Annotated in this window: 22 protein-coding genes; 8 read left to right on the plus strand and 14 right to left on the minus strand. The window is 32.1% G+C overall.

Features of this window, described 5'->3' with window-relative positions:
• The first annotated feature begins 62 nt into the window (after positions 1-62).
• Genes AC2D6V_RS02415 through AC2D6V_RS02430 form a run of 4 tightly spaced genes read left to right on the plus strand, consistent with a single transcriptional unit; the run spans position 63 to position 3,422 of the window.
• Positions 63-1,085 (plus strand): LacI family DNA-binding transcriptional regulator, encoded by a 1,023-nt coding sequence (locus AC2D6V_RS02415; protein ID WP_484646451.1) that lies wholly within the window; start codon positions 63-65, stop codon positions 1,083-1,085.
• A 51-nt stretch (positions 1,086-1,136) separates the two neighbouring features.
• Positions 1,137-1,931 (plus strand): undecaprenyl-diphosphatase UppP, encoded by a 795-nt coding sequence (gene uppP / locus AC2D6V_RS02420; RefSeq protein ID WP_484646452.1) that lies wholly within the window; start codon positions 1,137-1,139, stop codon positions 1,929-1,931.
• Position 1,932: 1 nt separating this feature from the next.
• Entirely contained in the window at positions 1,933-2,649 is a 717-nt protein-coding gene (truB, locus tag AC2D6V_RS02425; protein WP_484646453.1) for a tRNA pseudouridine(55) synthase TruB, read from the plus strand.
• A 53-nt stretch (positions 2,650-2,702) separates the two neighbouring features.
• The gene (locus AC2D6V_RS02430) at positions 2,703-3,422 is read left to right on the plus strand and encodes a hypothetical protein (protein ID WP_484646454.1); all 720 of its coding nucleotides are present in this window, start codon (positions 2,703-2,705) and stop codon (positions 3,420-3,422) included.
• Here the strand turns inward: AC2D6V_RS02430 and AC2D6V_RS02435 are convergent.
• Positions 3,406-4,023 carry a thioredoxin family protein gene (locus AC2D6V_RS02435; RefSeq protein WP_484646455.1) on the minus strand — a complete coding sequence of 206 codons (618 nt, stop codon included), beginning with the start codon at positions 4,021-4,023 and terminating at the stop codon, positions 3,406-3,408. The genes AC2D6V_RS02430 and AC2D6V_RS02435 overlap by 17 nt on opposite strands.
• A 131-nt stretch (positions 4,024-4,154) precedes the next feature.
• On the opposite strand from AC2D6V_RS02435, the gene AC2D6V_RS02440 reads away from it, so the two are divergent.
• Positions 4,155-4,718 carry a DNA-3-methyladenine glycosylase I gene (locus AC2D6V_RS02440; RefSeq protein ID WP_484646456.1) on the plus strand — a complete coding sequence of 188 codons (564 nt, stop codon included), beginning with the start codon at positions 4,155-4,157 and terminating at the stop codon, positions 4,716-4,718.
• A gap of 86 nt (positions 4,719-4,804) precedes the next feature.
• Here AC2D6V_RS02440 and aat read toward each other — a convergent pair whose 3' ends face one another.
• From aat to AC2D6V_RS02455, 3 genes are all read right to left on the minus strand, one after another.
• Positions 4,805-5,434, minus strand: coding sequence for a leucyl/phenylalanyl-tRNA--protein transferase (aat, locus tag AC2D6V_RS02445; RefSeq protein WP_484646457.1), 630 nt, complete (start codon positions 5,432-5,434; stop codon positions 4,805-4,807).
• 98 nt (positions 5,435-5,532) lie between these two features.
• Entirely contained in the window at positions 5,533-5,910 is a 378-nt protein-coding gene (locus AC2D6V_RS02450) for a DUF3127 domain-containing protein (protein ID WP_484646458.1), read from the minus strand.
• Between the two features lie 44 nt (positions 5,911-5,954).
• On the minus strand, positions 5,955-6,824 hold the full coding sequence (locus tag AC2D6V_RS02455; RefSeq protein ID WP_484646459.1) for a flavin reductase family protein: 870 nt from the start codon (positions 6,822-6,824) through the stop codon (positions 5,955-5,957).
• Between the two features lie 120 nt (positions 6,825-6,944).
• On the opposite strand from AC2D6V_RS02455, the gene AC2D6V_RS02460 reads away from it, so the two are divergent.
• Both AC2D6V_RS02460 and AC2D6V_RS02465 read left to right on the plus strand, forming a co-directional pair.
• Positions 6,945-8,099, plus strand: coding sequence for a sensor histidine kinase (locus AC2D6V_RS02460; protein ID WP_484646460.1), 1,155 nt, complete (start codon positions 6,945-6,947; stop codon positions 8,097-8,099).
• 2 nt (positions 8,100-8,101) lie between these two features.
• The gene (locus tag AC2D6V_RS02465) at positions 8,102-8,452 is read left to right on the plus strand and encodes a hypothetical protein (RefSeq protein WP_484646461.1); all 351 of its coding nucleotides are present in this window, start codon (positions 8,102-8,104) and stop codon (positions 8,450-8,452) included.
• On the opposite strand, the gene AC2D6V_RS02470 is transcribed toward AC2D6V_RS02465, so the two are convergent.
• Both AC2D6V_RS02470 and greA read right to left on the minus strand, forming a co-directional pair.
• Positions 8,447-8,836 (minus strand): HIT family protein, encoded by a 390-nt coding sequence (locus tag AC2D6V_RS02470; RefSeq protein WP_484646462.1) that lies wholly within the window; start codon positions 8,834-8,836, stop codon positions 8,447-8,449. The genes AC2D6V_RS02465 and AC2D6V_RS02470 overlap by 6 nt on opposite strands.
• A gap of 7 nt (positions 8,837-8,843) precedes the next feature.
• On the minus strand, positions 8,844-9,317 hold the full coding sequence (gene greA / locus AC2D6V_RS02475) for a transcription elongation factor GreA (RefSeq protein WP_484646463.1): 474 nt from the start codon (positions 9,315-9,317) through the stop codon (positions 8,844-8,846).
• Between the two features lie 255 nt (positions 9,318-9,572).
• Between greA and AC2D6V_RS02480 the strand changes: the two genes are divergently transcribed.
• Positions 9,573-9,995, plus strand: a complete 423-nt coding sequence (locus AC2D6V_RS02480) for a hypothetical protein (RefSeq protein ID WP_484646464.1) — start codon at positions 9,573-9,575, stop codon at positions 9,993-9,995.
• A 51-nt stretch (positions 9,996-10,046) separates the two neighbouring features.
• Here the strand turns inward: AC2D6V_RS02480 and AC2D6V_RS02485 are convergent, their stop codons facing one another.
• The 8 genes from AC2D6V_RS02485 to AC2D6V_RS02520 form a co-directional block, all read right to left on the minus strand.
• Complete coding sequence (locus AC2D6V_RS02485) at positions 10,047-12,296, minus strand: TonB-dependent receptor (protein ID WP_484646465.1); 2,250 nt, start codon at positions 12,294-12,296, stop codon at positions 10,047-10,049.
• A gap of 369 nt (positions 12,297-12,665) precedes the next feature.
• The gene (gene arfB / locus AC2D6V_RS02490; RefSeq protein WP_484646466.1) at positions 12,666-13,073 is read right to left on the minus strand and encodes an alternative ribosome rescue aminoacyl-tRNA hydrolase ArfB; all 408 of its coding nucleotides are present in this window, start codon (positions 13,071-13,073) and stop codon (positions 12,666-12,668) included.
• The gene (locus AC2D6V_RS02495) at positions 13,073-14,626 is read right to left on the minus strand and encodes a DUF4301 family protein (protein ID WP_484646467.1); all 1,554 of its coding nucleotides are present in this window, start codon (positions 14,624-14,626) and stop codon (positions 13,073-13,075) included. The genes arfB and AC2D6V_RS02495 overlap by 1 nt, the downstream gene beginning before the upstream one ends.
• Entirely contained in the window at positions 14,623-15,192 is a 570-nt protein-coding gene (locus tag AC2D6V_RS02500; protein WP_484646468.1) for an AAA family ATPase, read from the minus strand. The genes AC2D6V_RS02495 and AC2D6V_RS02500 overlap by 4 nt, the downstream gene beginning before the upstream one ends.
• Positions 15,153-15,785: a nicotinamide riboside transporter PnuC gene (gene pnuC, locus AC2D6V_RS02505; protein WP_484646469.1), complete on the minus strand. Its 633-nt coding sequence runs from the start codon at positions 15,783-15,785 to the stop codon at positions 15,153-15,155. Before pnuC ends, AC2D6V_RS02500 begins: the two co-directional genes overlap by 40 nt.
• A complete protein-coding gene (locus tag AC2D6V_RS02510) occupies positions 15,769-16,029 on the minus strand; it encodes a hypothetical protein (protein ID WP_484646470.1) in 261 nt (86 codons plus the stop codon). The genes pnuC and AC2D6V_RS02510 overlap by 17 nt, the downstream gene beginning before the upstream one ends.
• A 3-nt stretch (positions 16,030-16,032) precedes the next feature.
• A complete protein-coding gene (locus AC2D6V_RS02515; RefSeq protein ID WP_484646471.1) occupies positions 16,033-16,758 on the minus strand; it encodes a phosphoglycerol geranylgeranyltransferase in 726 nt (241 codons plus the stop codon).
• Entirely contained in the window at positions 16,759-17,385 is a 627-nt protein-coding gene (locus tag AC2D6V_RS02520) for a 4'-phosphopantetheinyl transferase family protein (protein ID WP_484646472.1), read from the minus strand.
• Positions 17,386-17,413 lie beyond the last annotated feature (28 nt).

Genomic DNA, 17,413 nt, shown 5'->3' on the forward strand with positions numbered 1-17,413 from the left:
TAATTGCCATATTTGTATGCAAACGATTGCGGGAACGTTTGTTTTTTATAATTATTTTATTTGTGAAAAGAGAAGTTACTACTTTAAAAAAATTAGCACTAGAATTAAAGCTATCTACTTCTACCATATCTCGAGCTTTAAACGACCACCCAGATATTAGTGATGCCACTAAAGAAAAAGTTAAGAAACTAGCCGTAAAATTGAATTATGTGCCAAATATTTTTGCAAAAGGGTTTAGGCTTCATAAAACAAATATAATAGGCGTAATCGTTCCAAATATTACACATTATTTCACCGATACTATATTGAAAGGTATTTTGTCTGAAGCTTCTTTGCGAGGGTATAAGATAATTATCTCTGAATCTAATAACGATGTAGTTCAACAAACAGAAATGTTGAACACGATGTTGCAGTTTAACGTAGATGGCATTTTAATGTCCATTTCAAAAATGACTAGAAATGTAGATAGTATATTGAGTATCATGGACAAAACACCACTTATATTATTTGATAAGGCATCTAATAAGGTTCCTTGTTCACAAATTGTAACGAATGAAGAAGAATTAGCATATAGCGCTATAGAGCATCTAATAAATATTGGAAAAAAAAGAATAGCCATTATAAAAGAGTCTGAATATTCATATACTTCAGAAAGACGATATGCTGGTTATCTTCGTGCTCTAAAAGAATATAATCTTCCCATTGATGAAAAATTAATAATTAGTGTAGACGATATTTCATTAAAACAAGGGAAGCGAATGGCTAATTTATTATTAAGCATAAAAAATAGACCAGATGCTATTTTTTCTATAACTGATAGTGCTGCAATTGGTGTTATTCAAACACTTAAAAAGTTTAAAATTCAAATCCCTGAAGAGATTGCTGTAGTCGGCTTTAGTAATTCCGGTCATTCCACAATTATAGAACCCAATTTGACAACTATCGATCAACCTGGTGAGCGCATTGGTGCTTCCGCTGTAAAATACTTGATAGAAGAAATTAACAACCCTGTTGAAACTATAAGCAACAAAACTATTGAAATTAAAGGAACCTTAATCATAAGAGACTCTACATTTAAAGCTTAACTTTTTCTATTTAACTACTCAATGCTGTATCTATTTTAATATTTTTGCCGCATGGATATTATTGATTCAATCATTCTTGGTATAGTTCAAGGACTTACCGAATTTTTACCAGTCTCTTCAAGTGGGCATTTAGAATTAGGCAAAGCTATTCTAGGTGACAATTCTGTCCCAGAAGAAAGTTTACTATTTACAGTAGTGCTTCATTTCGCCACAGCATTAAGTACCATTGTTGTTTTCAGAAAAGACATATTAGACCTTATAAAAGGTGCTTTAAAATTAAAATGGAACGACGATTTACAATTCATTTCTAAAATTGCCTTGTCAATGATTCCAGCCGTTATAGTTGGCTTATTTTTTGAAGAACAATTGGAAGCTCTTTTTGGGAGTAACATTTTATTGGTGGGTTGTATGTTAATCGTAACCGCTATACTCCTCTTTTTTGCTGATAAGGCTAAAAATACGAATAAAACCGTGTCCTTTAAAAACGCTTTTATTATCGGTATATCTCAAGCGATTGCCATGTTACCAGGTATTTCAAGATCAGGCGCAACAATATCTACTTCTGTATTATTAGGAAACGATAAAACTAAAGCAGCTCGTTTTTCATTTTTAATGGTTGTGCCCCTTATTTTCGGAAAAATCGCTAAAGATGTTTTAAGCGGCGACATATCTATGGAAAGTCAAAATTTAACTGCTTTGTCAGTCGGTTTTATAGCCGCCTTTATTGCGGGTTTGTTTGCTTGTACTTGGATGATTGCACTTGTTAAAAAAAGCAAGCTCACTTATTTTGCCATCTATTGTGTTATCGTTGGTCTTGTTGCTATTATATTTTCATTATTAAATTAATATGAAAACACTAGAAGACTACCAATCTGGTCAAGTTCTTTTAATAGATAAACCCTTAAACTGGACCTCCTTTCAAGTTGTAAATAAACTAAGATGGGAAATAAAACAGGCTTTTAAAATTAAAAAGATAAAAGTTGGGCATGCAGGTACTCTAGACCCTTTAGCAACAGGATTGTTAGTGCTTTGTACTGGTAAAATGACCAAACAAATAGATTCTTTTCAAGCACAGATTAAAGAGTATACAGGCACTTTTGTATTAGGTAGCACCACACCTTCTTTTGACCTGGAAACAGAAATAAACGAACGTTTTACTACTGAGCATATTACAGAAGATTTAATAAAAAAAACTACAAAACAGTTTACTGGTGAAATTCAACAATTTCCGCCTATATTTTCTGCGATAAAAAAGGATGGCAAGCGCTTATACGAATTTGCAAGAGCGGGTCAAGATGTTGAAATAAAACCTAGAACGGTTCATATTTCAGAATTTGAAATTACAAAAATTGACACTTCGACTGCGCTCACTACAAGCTTAATAAATATTGAATTTAAAGTAGTTTGTAGTAAAGGTACTTACATTCGTTCTCTAGCCAACGATTTTGGAAAAGCACTAAAATCTGGTGCTCACTTATCTGCACTTAGACGCACAAAAATTGGTGACTTTTACGTCGATAATGCCCTTAGTATAGAAGACTTCATAACGACGCTAAAAGTCTAGATTCTATAATTTTACGTATATTTCGTGAAGAATTGCTATAAATAAATTTGGATTTGCACCTAACAGATCAACATAAAGCCCTACTTATAACGCTCCTGATTTCGGGAACCGTTGTTATGTCTGTTTTTAATTTAAGCCTTAAAAAACAGAGTGAATTCCTTTCTGAAAGTTATTATGAAGTCGAGCCTGAAGAAGAATTAACAGAAGAAGAGGTTAAGCTACTAAAAGCTTTAGAAAAATTAAATGCCAGTAAAGCTGAAACCAATAATGCATTTAATGAAACCCAACAAAGTAAGCAGTTCGCTCAAGCATACAAACCCATTGCACCTCCTGAAGACTACGAATATCCTAAATCGAATGCCGATGATTTAAGCGATGGAACCCAACAAGCTAAAAAATATGAACCTATAGAGCCATCTATAGACAAAGACAAACTATCATCGTTTGATAAAGTAAACGATTTGCTAAAACAACAACAAGATGATGGTAATAATGCTAAAAGTACTATCAGTTTTTCTTTAAAAGACAGAACAAAAGTTCATATACCTATTCCAATTTATCTATGCGAAGTTGATGGTAAAATTGTTGTTAATATTACTGTAAATGCCAAAGGTGGTGTTACAGATGCTTATATTAACACTTCCTCTACTTCTTCGAACGAATGTTTAATTGAGCATGCGTTGGAATATGCTAAAGAGTCTTTATTTAGCGCAGATGTTTCTAAGCCTACTCAAATAGGCTCTATAACTTTTTACTTTATAGGCAAACACTAGGTTTTAATTCACACAACATCTCAGTAATGTCTTCAATTATATTTTGACCTTTATCTTTATTATACCAATGTTGTAAATCCTCCTTAAAATCTGGAGTCAATTTGCCATGCATCGCCTTAAATCGATTAACATAACTTGTTGCTTCACTTGGTCTTGGCCCGAAAGTATTAATAACATTTCCCGAGGCATCATCAATCATAATAAGTTTTGGGATGGCTCTATTACCATTAGTTAAAAATCCGTCCATTAACTCAGGGTTTTCATCTCTTAAAACTAATCTTAAATCAATATTACCATTAAACTCAGCTACCTTATTTAACACCGGAATCACATGTGCTGCATCGCCACACCAGCTTTCAGTAATCACTAGCCAGGTTACCTTTCCATCAAATGTATTTAAACGTCCTTTAATTTCTTCAGAAAGCTTTACTGTTTTATCCCAACGCTTCATGCGTCTATCATTAAGCTTTGTGTAATTTGCTAAAGCTTCTGTTTTCTCTAAACCTGTAGTAGAATTTTCTTCAGCTAACCGCTTAACTAAATCTCTATATGCTTGATAAGATATACTTTTTTGCAAGCTATTTTTAACAATTGAACTCATAATCTTATTTTTTTGACAATACAAAATTAGTATCTTGGTGTTTCAATTAAGATGATATTTGTCATACTTAGTAGTCAATACTTACTTTATTTAGATAACTGTTTTAAATAAGCTTATAACGTTTACTTATAATGAAAAAACATAGATGTAATTGGTGTGTTGATGACCCTTTATATGAAGCATACCACGATCAAGAATGGGGTGTTCCAGTTTACGATGATGCTACTCTTTTTGAATTCTTAATTTTAGAAACGTTCCAAGCAGGTTTAAGTTGGATTACGATATTACGAAAACGAGAAAACTTTAGAAATGCATTTGACAATTTTGATTATAAAAAAATAGCCCATTACAACCAAGATAAAATTGATGCCTTATTGCAAGACGCTGGTATTATACGCAATAAATTAAAGGTGATCGCAACCATCACCAATGCGCAATCGTTTATGAATATACAAGAAGAATTTGGTTCTTTTAGCAAATATATTTGGGGGTTTGTAGATGGGAAACCTATAAAAAATGCATTCAAAAATTTAAGTGATATTCCTGTTAATACTCCCTTAAGTGATACCATTAGTAAAGATTTAAAAAAACGAGGGTTTAAGTTTGTTGGTTCTACTGTGATTTATGCCCATATGCAAGCCACGGGAATGGTAAATGACCATGAAATTAGTTGTTTTAGGTATGAGGAAGTTTAGGTTGTTCGTTTTATGCTTTTATAATTTAAACCATTTGAATGTTATATCACAAACACTAAACCAAATTGTTATTTCTTCTGACAACGTCAAGCTTTTAAGTTCTCCAAAAAATCATCTCTAGAGATCTCCTCTGCTCCTAAACTAGCTAGATGATTGGTATAAACTTGACAATCTATTAATTTATAATCTGTATTTTGAATAAACGTTATTAATCCTACTTTACTGGCATTACTTTCTTTTGTGAACATACTTTCTCCACAAAATACTTTATTGCCTAAATCTATTCCGTAGAGCCCTGCAACTAGTTTATCTTCTTTCCAAACCTCAATGGACTTTGCAAATCCCAATTCGTACATTTTCATGTAGGCTTCTATCATGTTTACAGTAATCCAAGTACCAGCTTGTCCTTGTCTTTTAACTTTAGAACATTCGGTAATTACATCTCGAAAGGCTTTATTAATGGTTACTTTATAATCTTTATTTCGAAGCACTTGTTTCATACTTTTAGAAACCTTTAGTTTTTTAGGAAACAAGACAAAACGCGGATTGGGCGACCACCACAAAATAGGTTCTTCTGCTTCAAACCATGGAAAAATACCGCTTCTATATGCCAATAATAATCTTTCAATAGATAAATCGCCACCTATAGCCAATAAGCCTTCTTGGGTTGCTTCTGTAACATCTGGGAATACTATTTTATTTGACAAGAAATTCATACTTTAAAAATAAAAAACCTTTCAATAGAATATACTGAAAGGTTTTTCTTTTGATTCCTTCCTGATAGTTATCGGAATTAACAGGAGTGACAAAATATTTAGAAAGGTAAATCGTCGTGATCTTCTTCTTTTAAATCACCTGCAGGCTCAAAAGCATCCATTGGTGGTACGGGCGGTAAGTTCTCGCCTCCAGCTTCTGCCTGTGAAGCTTCAATTCTCCAGCCTTGAATTGAATTAAAATACTTAGTTTCACCCTGCGGATTTACCCATTCTCTCCCTCTTAAATTAATATTAACTTTAACTTGTTGACCAACCTGATAACTGTCTAATAAATCTGTCTTATCTTGAACAAACTCAACCATAATATGTTGTGGGTATTGCTCCTCTGTTGTTACTACTAATTCCCTTTTTCTGAAACCATTTGCTCCAAACGTTTGTGTTTCACCAATTACTTTAATTCTTCCTTGAACTTCCATTTAATCTATTATTTAATCTTTAATTTATACTGTTCGTTTATCTTTCAACTTAATAAAATATTCCAAGCGCTTTCAACATCTCCATAACTTAAATAATTCTGCGCTAATTTATGTTTTTCTCGATGTGTTGCATTTTTAATATTTATATAATTACTACCAACTTCTTCTAAAAAAGCATCTACTTTATCTTGCATTGGTAAGGCCTCAACATTTGCTAACATTCCTAAATCGTTCCCTGTTAGTACCATACTGTTTCTAACATGCTCTGGCAAACTATCTACTCCTATTCCTAAGGTAGATAATGGCTTTGGAATTTCAAAAAATCCTTTATTTGCACGACTGTAATAATTGCCTCCTGCTCTCGATACCAAATCTAATTTCTCTTGATCGATTGCGCCGTTTGCATCTAAAACATCATTGTCTATATGAAATTTTACAACTTCACAAATTATTAAATTTCCTGCACCACCCTCTGTTCCTAGTTTAATAATATCTTTTACCTTACATTCAAACTGAACTGGCGATTCTGCCACTCGAAAAGGTTTCACGACATCCGACTCTAACATGGTTAGACCAGTTTTTTCAAATTCATTTACGCCCTCAGCATATTCTGTGCTACTTAAAGACATTTGATGAACCAGATCGTAATTAACCACATTTATAACGACCTCCCTAGTTGTTTCGGCATTTAGCAAAGTATGTTTTACCGTATTATCTCTTACCCTTCGTGCTGGTGAAAAAATCATCACAGGTGGATTTGCGCTAAACACATTAAAGAAACTAAATGGCGATAAATTAGGATTCCCATTAACATCCATGGTACTTGCAAAAGCTATAGGTCTTGGTGCCACAGAACTCAACAAATAACTATGTAATTTCCCTGTCGCTAATGCTTTAGGGTCGAATGATGTCATACCAATTTTTAATTTGAACAAATGTAACTAATATGCTATATAACTAAAAACCGATTTACTAACAACTTGCACAATAATATTAACAGATTTGCATTATATTACATGTAAAAATTAATATTCATGATTTTCATAAAGTACAAAAACTCTTTGCGCTGGGTAATGATAGCAATTTCATTTGTTATTGTATCGCTTATTTTATGGAATACCTATGAGTTCTTTCAGAATTTTAAAGCTGAAGAACGTGTGAAAATGCAAAATTGGTCGTTTGCACAAAAAGAATTGAATAAAACCTCTGATTTAAATACTGATATTGGTGAACTACCTATAGAAATTTTACAAAGCAACAAAACCACCCCAATGATAATTGTAAATCAAGACGGGAGCTATGAAACGAATAATATTGAAGAAAAGAAAGCTAATGATTCAATTTATATAGGGAAATTAATTACAAAATTTCAGAATGAATACAGACCAATAGAAGTTATATACAACAACGAAGTTTTATCAACCATATACTACGGTAATTCACCTTTATTAAATAAACTAAAGTATTATCCTTTGGCGTTACTCCTTATAATTTTTCTTTTTGGGGCTGTAGTTTATTTCTTTTACAGAAGTAACAAAAATGCTATTCAAAATAAATTATGGTCGGGAATGGCAAAGGAAACAGCACATCAAATAGGCACACCATTATCTTCTCTAATAGGTTGGACAGAAATATTAAAAAGCGAAAATATTAACCCCGATTATATTACCGAAATTGAAAAAGACATCGACCGCTTGCAAACTATCACCGAACGTTTCAGTAAAATAGGTTCTGTAACAGCTTTAGAACCACTAGATATTGTAAAAGAAACTATTGATTCTTACGAATATTTAAAAACGAGATCTTCCAAGCTAATTGAGTTTAATCTGCTAACGCCAAATGAAGAGATAAAAGTAAACCTCAACAAACAACTTTACAGTTGGACTATAGAAAATTTGGTGAAAAATGCTATTGATGCCATGAAAGGCCGTGGCAAACTTACTGTTGAAATTTCTCAACTTGAAGATAATGTAAAAATTAATGTGACTGACACAGGTAAAGGTATCTTAAAAAAGAATTTTAATAAAGTATTCGAACCCGGTTATACTACCAAAAAGAGAGGTTGGGGATTAGGTTTATCTTTAACAAAACGGATTATAGAAGATTTTCATGATGGAAAAATAAGAGTTTTAAGCTCTGAAAAAGACAAAGGCAGTACCATACAAATTAGTCTAAAAAGCGCAAATTAGATATGTCTGAAAGGCTTATAAACATAAAAGAAGTTACTCTAAAAAACAACTGTCCCGAGTGCTACAGTAGTGATGGATTACGTTTAAATTTTAAGCAAAAAATAAAAGAATCTAAATTCTACAAATCTATTACTCCCGAAGTAATAAATGAACTTAGTTGTATAACATGCGACTCGGTTATTTACCCCGTGCAATGGACAGATGATATTGAACGTGTTGTATCCTATCAAAAAAGAGCTTTTACTCCTAAGAAGTCTTCAACCTATCTAAAAAAAATGACTTGGGTTGTTTTTTTAATTATTGCTATTGCCATAGCTTTAATAGTATTTCTAATACTATATGCAGAATTATAAATGCGATTTAATTGCATCAGCAATTTGTTGAAACTCTTCCGTGCTCAAGGTTACTTTTTGAATGAATCGAGCATCTTCCATAGATTGTAACGGAATTAAATGCACGTGCGCGTGAGGTACTTCTAGTCCAATAACACTTACTCCAATTCGCTTACAGGGTACTGCCTTTTCTAAAGCTAATGCTATTTTTCTAGCAAATGACATTAAACCATTATAAGCGGCTTCATCTAAATCGAAAATTTTATCAACCTCATTTTTAGGGATGCAAAGCGTATGTCCTTTGGCATTGGGGTTAACATCCAAAAACGCCAAAAAGTCTTCAGTTTCTGCAACTTTGTAACAAGGTATTTCTCCGTTTACTATTTTAGTAAAAATAGACCCCATAGTTTAATTATCTTGAAATTTCAATAATATTAAATTTCATCACGCCATTAGGCACTTGAATTTCAGCAACATCACCAACCGATTTTCCTAGCAATCCTTTTCCAATTGGAGAATTAACAGATATTTTTCCAGAGGCCAAATCAGCTTCACCATCTGCAACCAAAGTGTAATTCATTTCCATGCCATTGGTTTGATTCTTTATTTTTACTTTAGATAAAACCAATATTTTAGAATTATCCATTTGAGATTCATCAATAACTCTCGCTCCTGCTAAAGCATCTTCAAGTTTAGAAATACGCATTTCTAACATTCCTTGTGCTTCCTTAGCTGCATCATATTCTGCATTTTCACTTAAATCGCCTTTATCTCTGGCTTCAGCAATTGCTCGAGACGCTTTTACACGTTCTACATCTTTTAATTGCTTTAACTCGTCTCTTAATTTTTTTAATCCTTCAGGTGTATAGTAAGATACTTTACTCATAACTTCATCGTTTACTTAATAAAAAGATTCCGAAACACACTTCATTTTATTGTAGTGAAAAATTCGGAATAAAAAAATCCCGCTTCCACGAGATTGTATAACAAAAGTACAAAATTTTAATGACATATTTAAGAATGGAAAAAAGTACTTTAGCCTATATTATCATGGGAACAAAAAATGATATTAAGAATTATACTTAACATTAATGCAATTTACTTTTTGTTGTAAATTGCAGCTTAAATTTTAATTAACTAAATGAAATACTTTATTTTAACATTTGGAATACTATTTCTGCTTTCATGCAGCAGTAATAGAGAAGAAAATGAAAATTGTAAATTTCTCTTTGATATTCCTATAAATGAAGTTATTAATTTAAACTTCTATCAAGAATTACTATTTTCAGGCAACTCAGTTAGAATTCCTAATGTAGGCAATGGAGGCATTATTATTGCATTCACTGGTGCTGATTATTTAGCTTGGGATGCTAGTGACCCAAATCATGTCCAAAGTACATGTTCTGTGCTTGAGCCTTCAGGCTTAAATGCAACCTGTGGTTGTGAAGATAAGAACGAGTATAGTCTGGTGAACGGACAACCCCTAAAAGATGGCACCTTACGATGTGTATTAAGAAATTATCGTGTTGAACAGAGTGGAAATACGCTTATTATATCAAATTAAAAAGCGTAGTTAAAAATAATAACTACGCCTTAAATTTCTTCTAAATGAAGTTTAAAATTTTAATGTCGCTCCAACTAAAAAATTAGTAGTGGCTTGCGGATAATATCCGGCACCTTCAATAGTTGTAATTGTTCCTGGGTTAGAAAAATTGTCATCATAAGTATAGTAATACCCATTAGAATTATACTCTTCTCCAAAAATATTATTCACTAATCCTGATAATACAATTGATTTAAAAATTGCGTTTGTCTTAATTTCATAAGTGATATTAAAATCATTAACAAAGTAACTCTCTAATTTAGAAGCTTCAGAGTCTGTGTTTCCCATAAACTGTTCCCCAACATATTTACTTAAAAATGATACTTGCAAATTCTTACTAGGTTGAAAAACTAAAGTATTTGCAGCAACAAACTCTGGAGAAAACGAAATGTTAGTTGCTCCTAAATTTTCAAGCAGACCATCTTTTTGAAAAAAGGTATCTTTATTTTTATTCGAGCTAATCGTGAAATTAGGTTGAATAGCAAATTGTTTAGATATTTGCAAAGTAGCATCAACTTCTAGTCCTAATCTATAACTTTCACCACTATTAGTCCTTATAGGCCCTCCAGAATTATCTAAGGCTCCCGTTAACACCAATTGCTCATTGTAAAGCATATAGTAAGCATTTGTGCTTATTCTAAATTTTTCAGTAGTATATCTCCAGCCTAATTCAAAATCATTTAACTGTTCTGGTTTTATATCTGGATTACTTTCAAAATCACCGCGACTTGGTTCTCGATTTGCGCGAGCATAAGAAAGATAAAAGTTATTCTTTTTATTCAGCGTGTAAGTTACCCCAACCTTTGGGTTGAAAAAATTATATGATTCAGATATATTGAAAGGTGCAACATCCGAGTTTTGACCAGTAATTTTATAGTTTATATTTCTTAATTGTAAATCCCCATACAAACTAATTTTATCATTTAATCTATACGTTGCTTTAGAAAATAAACTAGCATCAATTTTCTTTCCTTTTCCTTCATAATATCGATAATTATTATTAATATTATTCGAATATTCTGCCCAAATTACTTCACCAAAATGATCGCCTTCATAGTTGCTATAAGACCCTCCAAAAGCAATGTTTAAAAAATTATTTTTATAATTTACATTCGCATTTACAACATAAAAATCATTGTCTAACCAACGACGTCTTACATAATCCATAGAATTAACAACTTCTCCATTTACGTTAATAGGGGTCAACCCTAAAAAATCGAAAGTAGCATCTGGGGAGAAATATATGTTTGAGTACAAATAATCATCAACATATTCTTCAAAAAAACCACGACCATAGGTATAATTTAAACCAACATTTGTTGACCAATTATTACTATAACGCTCATTCCAATGAAGTTGGTAATGGTCCTGCTTGTAATCGTCGACTTGATTGTTATAATACTCATCAAAATTTCCTGAATCATCAAATTGAATTCCTGCAATGTTAAATTTTCTATTTTCATCGATATTTGGATTTTCACCAATTGCCGAAATGGTTGCTGGATCGAAACCATACCATGATTGATAAGTCACTTCTGCTCCTCCAAATGCAATGGCTTTAATGAAAGTATTGCCATCAACATAAGCACCTTGAAGAAAATATGATTTTAAGTCGGATGTTGCTCTATCAATATAACCATCAGAATTAATTTGAGATAACCTGCCTGATAATTCTAAGTGATTATTCAATAATCCTGTACTAAATTTTATAGTATGTTTTCTGGTGTTGAAACTACCAAAACTATTGGAAATTTCACCCGAAGCTTTATCTGAAACAGCATCAGTCAAAATATTTAGACTAGCTCCAAAAGCTCCTGACCCATTAGTTGATGTACCAACACCACGTTGCAATTGAAGGTTCTCGACCGAGGATGCGAAATCGCCCAAATTCACCCAAAATGTTCCTAAAGATTCTGCATCGTTATAAGGGATGCCATTAATAGTAATATTTGTTGATTGCGGACTTATACCCCGAACACGAATACCTGTATAACCTATTCCAGCACCTGCATCGCTAGTAGTGACTACAGACGGCAAATAATTAAGCAAAACTGGAATATCCTGTCCTAGATTACGTTTCTGCAAATCCTCTTTACTAATATTAGAATGGGTAATAGGAGATGTTGCTTCAACTCGTACTGCTTTAACTAAAACTTCATCTAATTTCTCCGTTTTAGTTGAATCTTGGACTTTCTGATTTTGTTGCGCATAAGCGCCAACCGATGACACTATTAGTGTTAAAAAAAGAAAAATGTTTTTCATGTCGATTACATAAATGTTATAATCGAATAAAAAGAGGTAATTATTCTTTGTTGTTAATACATTATTTTTGAGCTCTTTGCTTGTACGATATTGTTAAGTTAATTTCCAATTCAAATCCTTAAATCCATAATTTAAGACTCATTGAGATTCGGAAGTAAAAACCAACATTGATGACCTTATCGCACTCGCTAAAAAATGTCCAGAGGACATTTTATTTACGCTCGATTCCTAAACAGCATTACCTGTTCTAGGTTCAATGGGTATGATCTCAGCCTGCCGATAATTATCGGGATTAGGCACCCCTTTTTTGAGAACGGTACAAATGTAATAAGCAAATATCAATTATCAATTGTCTATTACCAATTATTTTCAATCGAAGTCAGGTTTTTTCCTATTAGCCTTTTTCTCGGATAAATTTTTTTTATTCTTTAGTCGCTTTTGAATAACCGATTTAGGTGTTTTAGTTTTTTTACGCTTTTTGGGAATTATTAAAGACGTTCTAATTAATTCTAAAAAACGATTGATAACAATTTCTTTGTTTTTATGTTGACTTCTACTTTCTTGACATTGTAAAATAAGAATACCTTCTTTTGTTATTCTATTCTGAAGCTTATTAATTATTCTTTCTCTTTCTTCTTCAGTGAAAACTTCTGAATTTAAAACATTGAACAATAGCTCAACTTTAGAAGAGACTTTATTCACATGCTGCCCACCGCTACCAGAACTTCTTACAGCTTTAAATGTAAGTTCTTGCAATAAGGTTTCTGCATTAATCATTATAAAAATTGATGTGGTGCTTTTAGTAAATCGTTAACCGTTTTAACTGGGTTAAAAGTCATGAGCGGTACTTCAACAAAAATTGAATTCCAGTGAGCCATACTTCCATTCCATAGACCAGGACGTTCAAGAGCTTTTATGTCTTGGTCGAAAATGGATTTCTGAGTAATAAAATTGGCATTAGGGTCTATAAATTCTTTTAAGTCGAATAATTCGTCTTTATAATTTTTAATACCACAAACAAAATCAGTAGGATTAAAATGAGTTGCATTTTTAACTATTTCTTTTTGACTATTATTAGTAAAATCAATTTGAGCAAACTCCACCACTTGCAGAGATATATTGTCGTCTAAGTCTTTTACCCAAAAAGGGCCTCCGCCAGGTTCTTTTTCATTCTTTACAATTCCTCCCACTCTAATAGGTCGATTAAGCTTATTTTTTAGATATTCAGCTTTCTTTATTAATGAATATGATTGAAATTCATCCGGAATAATGTGATTAAATCTATCAGTTAAAAACTCTGAGATTAAGCTACATGTTTCCTCATTTACACTCCCTTTATCAAGTTGATGTAGAAATTCGAAAACATCCTTCTGGGCCTCTATTAAAACCCCTGCTAATATTTTCTTGTACTTTGCCAGTTCTTTATGGTGCTTTGAAACTATAACATTATCAATGTTTTTAATGAAAATCAAATCAGAATCCAATGCATTAAGATTTTCTAATAATGAACCATGACCCGCTGCTCTAAATAATAATTCTCCGTTAGAATCTCTATAAAGTTCATCATCTAAGGTAAGTGCAATTGTATCAGTTGATTTTTTTTGATTTGAGAATGAAATATTAAAGGCTGTCTGGGTATGTTCTTCTACATCTTCCTCTATAAATTTAAATTCTTTGTCAAACTCCTTATTATGATCTGGAGAAATAGTAAAATGTACATTTGCTATATTTTTTGAAGAAGAATATAACGAAGCTTCATATAAGTGCTCTTCAAAAGCAGTTGCTACATGATATTTATATCTGTGAAAAGGTAATAACCCTTTTGGGAAAAACCCGTAATTTAAGCGGTCTTCATTTAGCATTGTTTTAATAAATTCGACACGTTTTTCATCATACGAAAGGGAATTAAAATTAGGAACAACCTCATGTACTTTATGAACAACTTCTTCAAAAAAAGGCAACTTTTCTAATCCCGCAAAAAATATAGCAAGTCCAGATCCTTTATTTTTATTTATATATCCATTGATGGTATCCTCTACAACATTATAATCTGTTAAAAACTGAAATAAAAACTTAAACATCCTCGTAGCTGCTCCAGATGCAGGAACAAATTTAACTAAGGATAAGTGATTTCTATTTTCTTCAAAAACACTAACATAATGGTTTTGCTCATTGGAATCTAAACGTACAATTCCGTTCCCAATGGCTGCTGCCTCAACCAGATTTGTAAAGGACATGCCTTTTTTTATAATTTCAATCTGTTCACTAACCTCCTCTATGGTTAAATTGTGATTATGTATTTGTTCTATGTCTTTATCTAAAAATTTCAATTTCTTATTTTTAAAAGTTTGTCAACATGTTTTACTGCTTTTTGTAAACGCTCATTTTTATCGCCTTTAAGTAAAACGTAAGGTTTTTTATTGGCGATTAAAGAATTTTCAAAAACTTCAAACATTCGCTTTCGTTCATGGGGCTTATCTCTTAAATCATCAGCTTCCCATGGCGTATCAATATAAGTTAAAAAATATAAATCGTACGTGTTTTCAATTGCAAATCTATCTAAAACAGGATCGCAAGTTCCAAGATAATAAGCTTCAGAATAAACTTTGGTTTCTAATAAGTCTGTATCGCATATTAAAATCGTATCTGTTTTTTTAGCAAGCTTGTTTTCTAATTTCATTTGCCCTTCTGCGATTGGCAACAAATCAGCAGGTTCACAGGTCTTTCTTTCATTATTCCACTTGTTTTGTAAATATTCACGTGCATATTCAGGCACCCAAACTGAATTATAATGTCGTGCCAATTGCCTTGACAATGTTGTTTTCCCAGTAGATTCTGGGCCAAACAAAACGACCTTTATACAGTTTGAAGGTTGTTGCTTATACTTTTCTTCCATGCAATATATCCTTGAACAGCTAATATAGTAAAGATTAAATATTGAAGTGATAACATTCCTAAACCACGATATGCATAAAGTGGAATAGTAATTAAATCTCCAATAATCCATAAGGTCCAATTCTCTAGCTTTTTATTTGCCATATACCACATGGCGGTAAAGAAAATACCCGAGGTAAAAATATCTATATAGTTCGGAATTTCTAATTCATAATCAAACCCCTTATATACTAAATAAGTAACAAGCATAGTTAATATAAACCACAAGAACCCAACCTTCTTTTCTCTTGTTGTTGTTCTTGAAATTGGCAAAACATATTTATCTTCTTTCTTTCGAGACCAATTCCACCAACCATAAATACTCATTACTGAGTAATAAAAGTTCATCATCATATCTCCAAAATATTGATTTATATACAGAAGATACACGGTAATAACGGTACAAATAATGCCTGTTGGGTACACCAAAATATTTTCCTTTTTAGCGTACCAAACACTTAGAATTCCAAACACAAAAGCTATCGCTTCAAGTATTATTTGATACGTCGGGGCATTGCGATATGCATCAACGAAAAAATCAAAAATAGGGCTCATAATTGTATCTATCTGTTTTTACAATTTTCATATGGAGTAAGCCATTTTCTATGAGATTAAAAGCCTCTTTTATTTCAGAAGTAAGCAAACCCATAACCTCATCATAATCTCCATAAACTTGAGTGCTTAAAGGGTTTTCTAAAACCTTAAGGTTTGATTTCCGCAATTTTTTAATTAAATGAATAATTGCTGGTTCGAAGTCATCTTGCAAGGGTGTTAAAGTTAACTCTACTGATATTTTCATTATTTACTTTATTAATTCATCAAAAAACGATTCGTCTTCCTCAAAAGCTGTGCCTATAACAACTATATCTGCCCCAGCATTATAGGCCATTTCCAACTGCTGTTTGTTCTTGATTCCTCCACCAACTATTAATGGAATATTCAATTCATTTTTAACCGCGGAAATTGTACCAGTGTTAATTGGCTGCATTGCGCCACTTCCCGCTTCCAAATAAATTAATTTCATTCCTAAAAACTCTCCAGCTTTAGCTGTGTCTTTAATGCTTGGAATATCGTTTCTTGAAATTGGTTTTGTATTTGTTACTTTCTCGACGGCCGTTATTTTTCCATTCTCAATTAAAATATAACCCGTTGGAATGACTTCAAGCTCCATTTTATTTAGTTTTGAAACTGCTTGCACATGCTTCCCTATTAAATAATCTGGATTTCTACCTGAAAGAAGTGATAAAAACAACACCCCATCTGCTTCATTAGTAAGTTGTGTAATATCTCCTGGGAAAAGTAAAATAGGTAATTCAGTATACTTTTTTATTTCAGCAATCAAAATACCAGTTTCACTTTCATCAACATAACTTCCACCGACAAAAATATGTGTTGCAATAGATGCATTAACTTTTTGTATAAAGGTATTTGTATCTACAATGACGAATTTATCGGGATCTATTAAAACCGCAAGTAATTTTTCATTTTTTTTAATTGAAGATTCTATGTTCTGGTATATTTTTCCCATTTATACTGTGGCGTATGCACAAGTAAAACCTTCGAATTCTAGACTCTGTACATTAAACCTAGATTTCATACTATTATAATCAATCCAAGCAGTAGTTTCAGCAGAGTCATCAGAAAAAGGGATTATCAAACAATGTTCTTTAAAGCTTAATCCAGGAGTTGCAAATAACTTATATAGTGATTCTTTTACGCACCAAATAGTAGTAAGTTTCTTAATATAATCTTCAGCATTGTCATCTAAATAATTGAATTCATAATCTATAAACTTATGCGCTATTACTGTTATCTTGTTTCTCTGTTTTTCAATGTCAATGCCTACAAGTTTATCACTTATTATAACTGAAGAAAAATTAAACGAATGTGTTATAGAAATATGCTTTCCGCTTTTTAAATGAGGCTTTCCGTTTTCATCATAAAACAAATCTGAATCTTGATAACCAAAAGCTCGCAATAAATGTCTAATGCTTAAAAAACCTCTTCTATGCACTTCACTTTTCATTCCCAAAACGCGCTCTAAACTTTCTGGTTTTAATTCAAGTTCACTTAACAGAACATCATAGGATTCTGTTATTTTCCAGATTTTAACAGTTGTTTGTGAATTTGGGCTAATAGTTTTATAAAGTGGCATTTAATATTCTGAAAGTTATTGATTACCT

Source organism: Algibacter sp. YIN40 (assembly GCF_057219435.1).

Excerpts from the sequence above, each read along its gene's own strand:
- AC2D6V_RS02455 (WP_484646459.1), bottom strand. The coding sequence starts at position 6,824 with ATGACATCATTCGACCCTAAAGCATTAGCGACAGGGAAATTACATAGT.
- AC2D6V_RS02510 (WP_484646470.1), bottom strand. The coding sequence starts at position 16,029 with ATGAAAATATCAGTAGAGTTAACTTTAACACCCTTGCAAGATGACTTC.
- AC2D6V_RS02480 (WP_484646464.1), top strand. The coding sequence starts at position 9,573 with ATGAAATACTTTATTTTAACATTTGGAATACTATTTCTGCTTTCATGC.
- AC2D6V_RS02450 (WP_484646458.1), bottom strand. The coding sequence starts at position 5,910 with ATGGAAGTTCAAGGAAGAATTAAAGTAATTGGTGAAACACAAACGTTT.
- AC2D6V_RS02515 (WP_484646471.1), bottom strand. The coding sequence starts at position 16,758 with ATGGGAAAAATATACCAGAACATAGAATCTTCAATTAAAAAAAATGAA.
- AC2D6V_RS02485 (WP_484646465.1), bottom strand. The coding sequence starts at position 12,296 with ATGAAAAACATTTTTCTTTTTTTAACACTAATAGTGTCATCGGTTGGC.
- arfB (WP_484646466.1), bottom strand. The coding sequence starts at position 13,073 with ATGATTAATGCAGAAACCTTATTGCAAGAACTTACATTTAAAGCTGTA.
- AC2D6V_RS02435 (WP_484646455.1), bottom strand. The coding sequence starts at position 4,023 with ATGAGTTCAATTGTTAAAAATAGCTTGCAAAAAAGTATATCTTATCAA.
- pnuC (WP_484646469.1), bottom strand. The coding sequence starts at position 15,785 with ATGAGCCCTATTTTTGATTTTTTCGTTGATGCATATCGCAATGCCCCG.
- AC2D6V_RS02460 (WP_484646460.1), top strand. The coding sequence starts at position 6,945 with ATGATTTTCATAAAGTACAAAAACTCTTTGCGCTGGGTAATGATAGCA.
- uppP (WP_484646452.1), top strand. The coding sequence starts at position 1,137 with ATGGATATTATTGATTCAATCATTCTTGGTATAGTTCAAGGACTTACC.
- AC2D6V_RS02520 (WP_484646472.1), bottom strand. The coding sequence starts at position 17,385 with ATGCCACTTTATAAAACTATTAGCCCAAATTCACAAACAACTGTTAAA.
- truB (WP_484646453.1), top strand. The coding sequence starts at position 1,933 with ATGAAAACACTAGAAGACTACCAATCTGGTCAAGTTCTTTTAATAGAT.
- AC2D6V_RS02500 (WP_484646468.1), bottom strand. The coding sequence starts at position 15,192 with ATGGAAGAAAAGTATAAGCAACAACCTTCAAACTGTATAAAGGTCGTT.
- AC2D6V_RS02470 (WP_484646462.1), bottom strand. The coding sequence starts at position 8,836 with ATGGGGTCTATTTTTACTAAAATAGTAAACGGAGAAATACCTTGTTAC.
- AC2D6V_RS02465 (WP_484646461.1), top strand. The coding sequence starts at position 8,102 with ATGTCTGAAAGGCTTATAAACATAAAAGAAGTTACTCTAAAAAACAAC.
- AC2D6V_RS02440 (WP_484646456.1), top strand. The coding sequence starts at position 4,155 with ATGAAAAAACATAGATGTAATTGGTGTGTTGATGACCCTTTATATGAA.
- aat (WP_484646457.1), bottom strand. The coding sequence starts at position 5,434 with ATGAATTTCTTGTCAAATAAAATAGTATTCCCAGATGTTACAGAAGCA.
- greA (WP_484646463.1), bottom strand. The coding sequence starts at position 9,317 with ATGAGTAAAGTATCTTACTATACACCTGAAGGATTAAAAAAATTAAGA.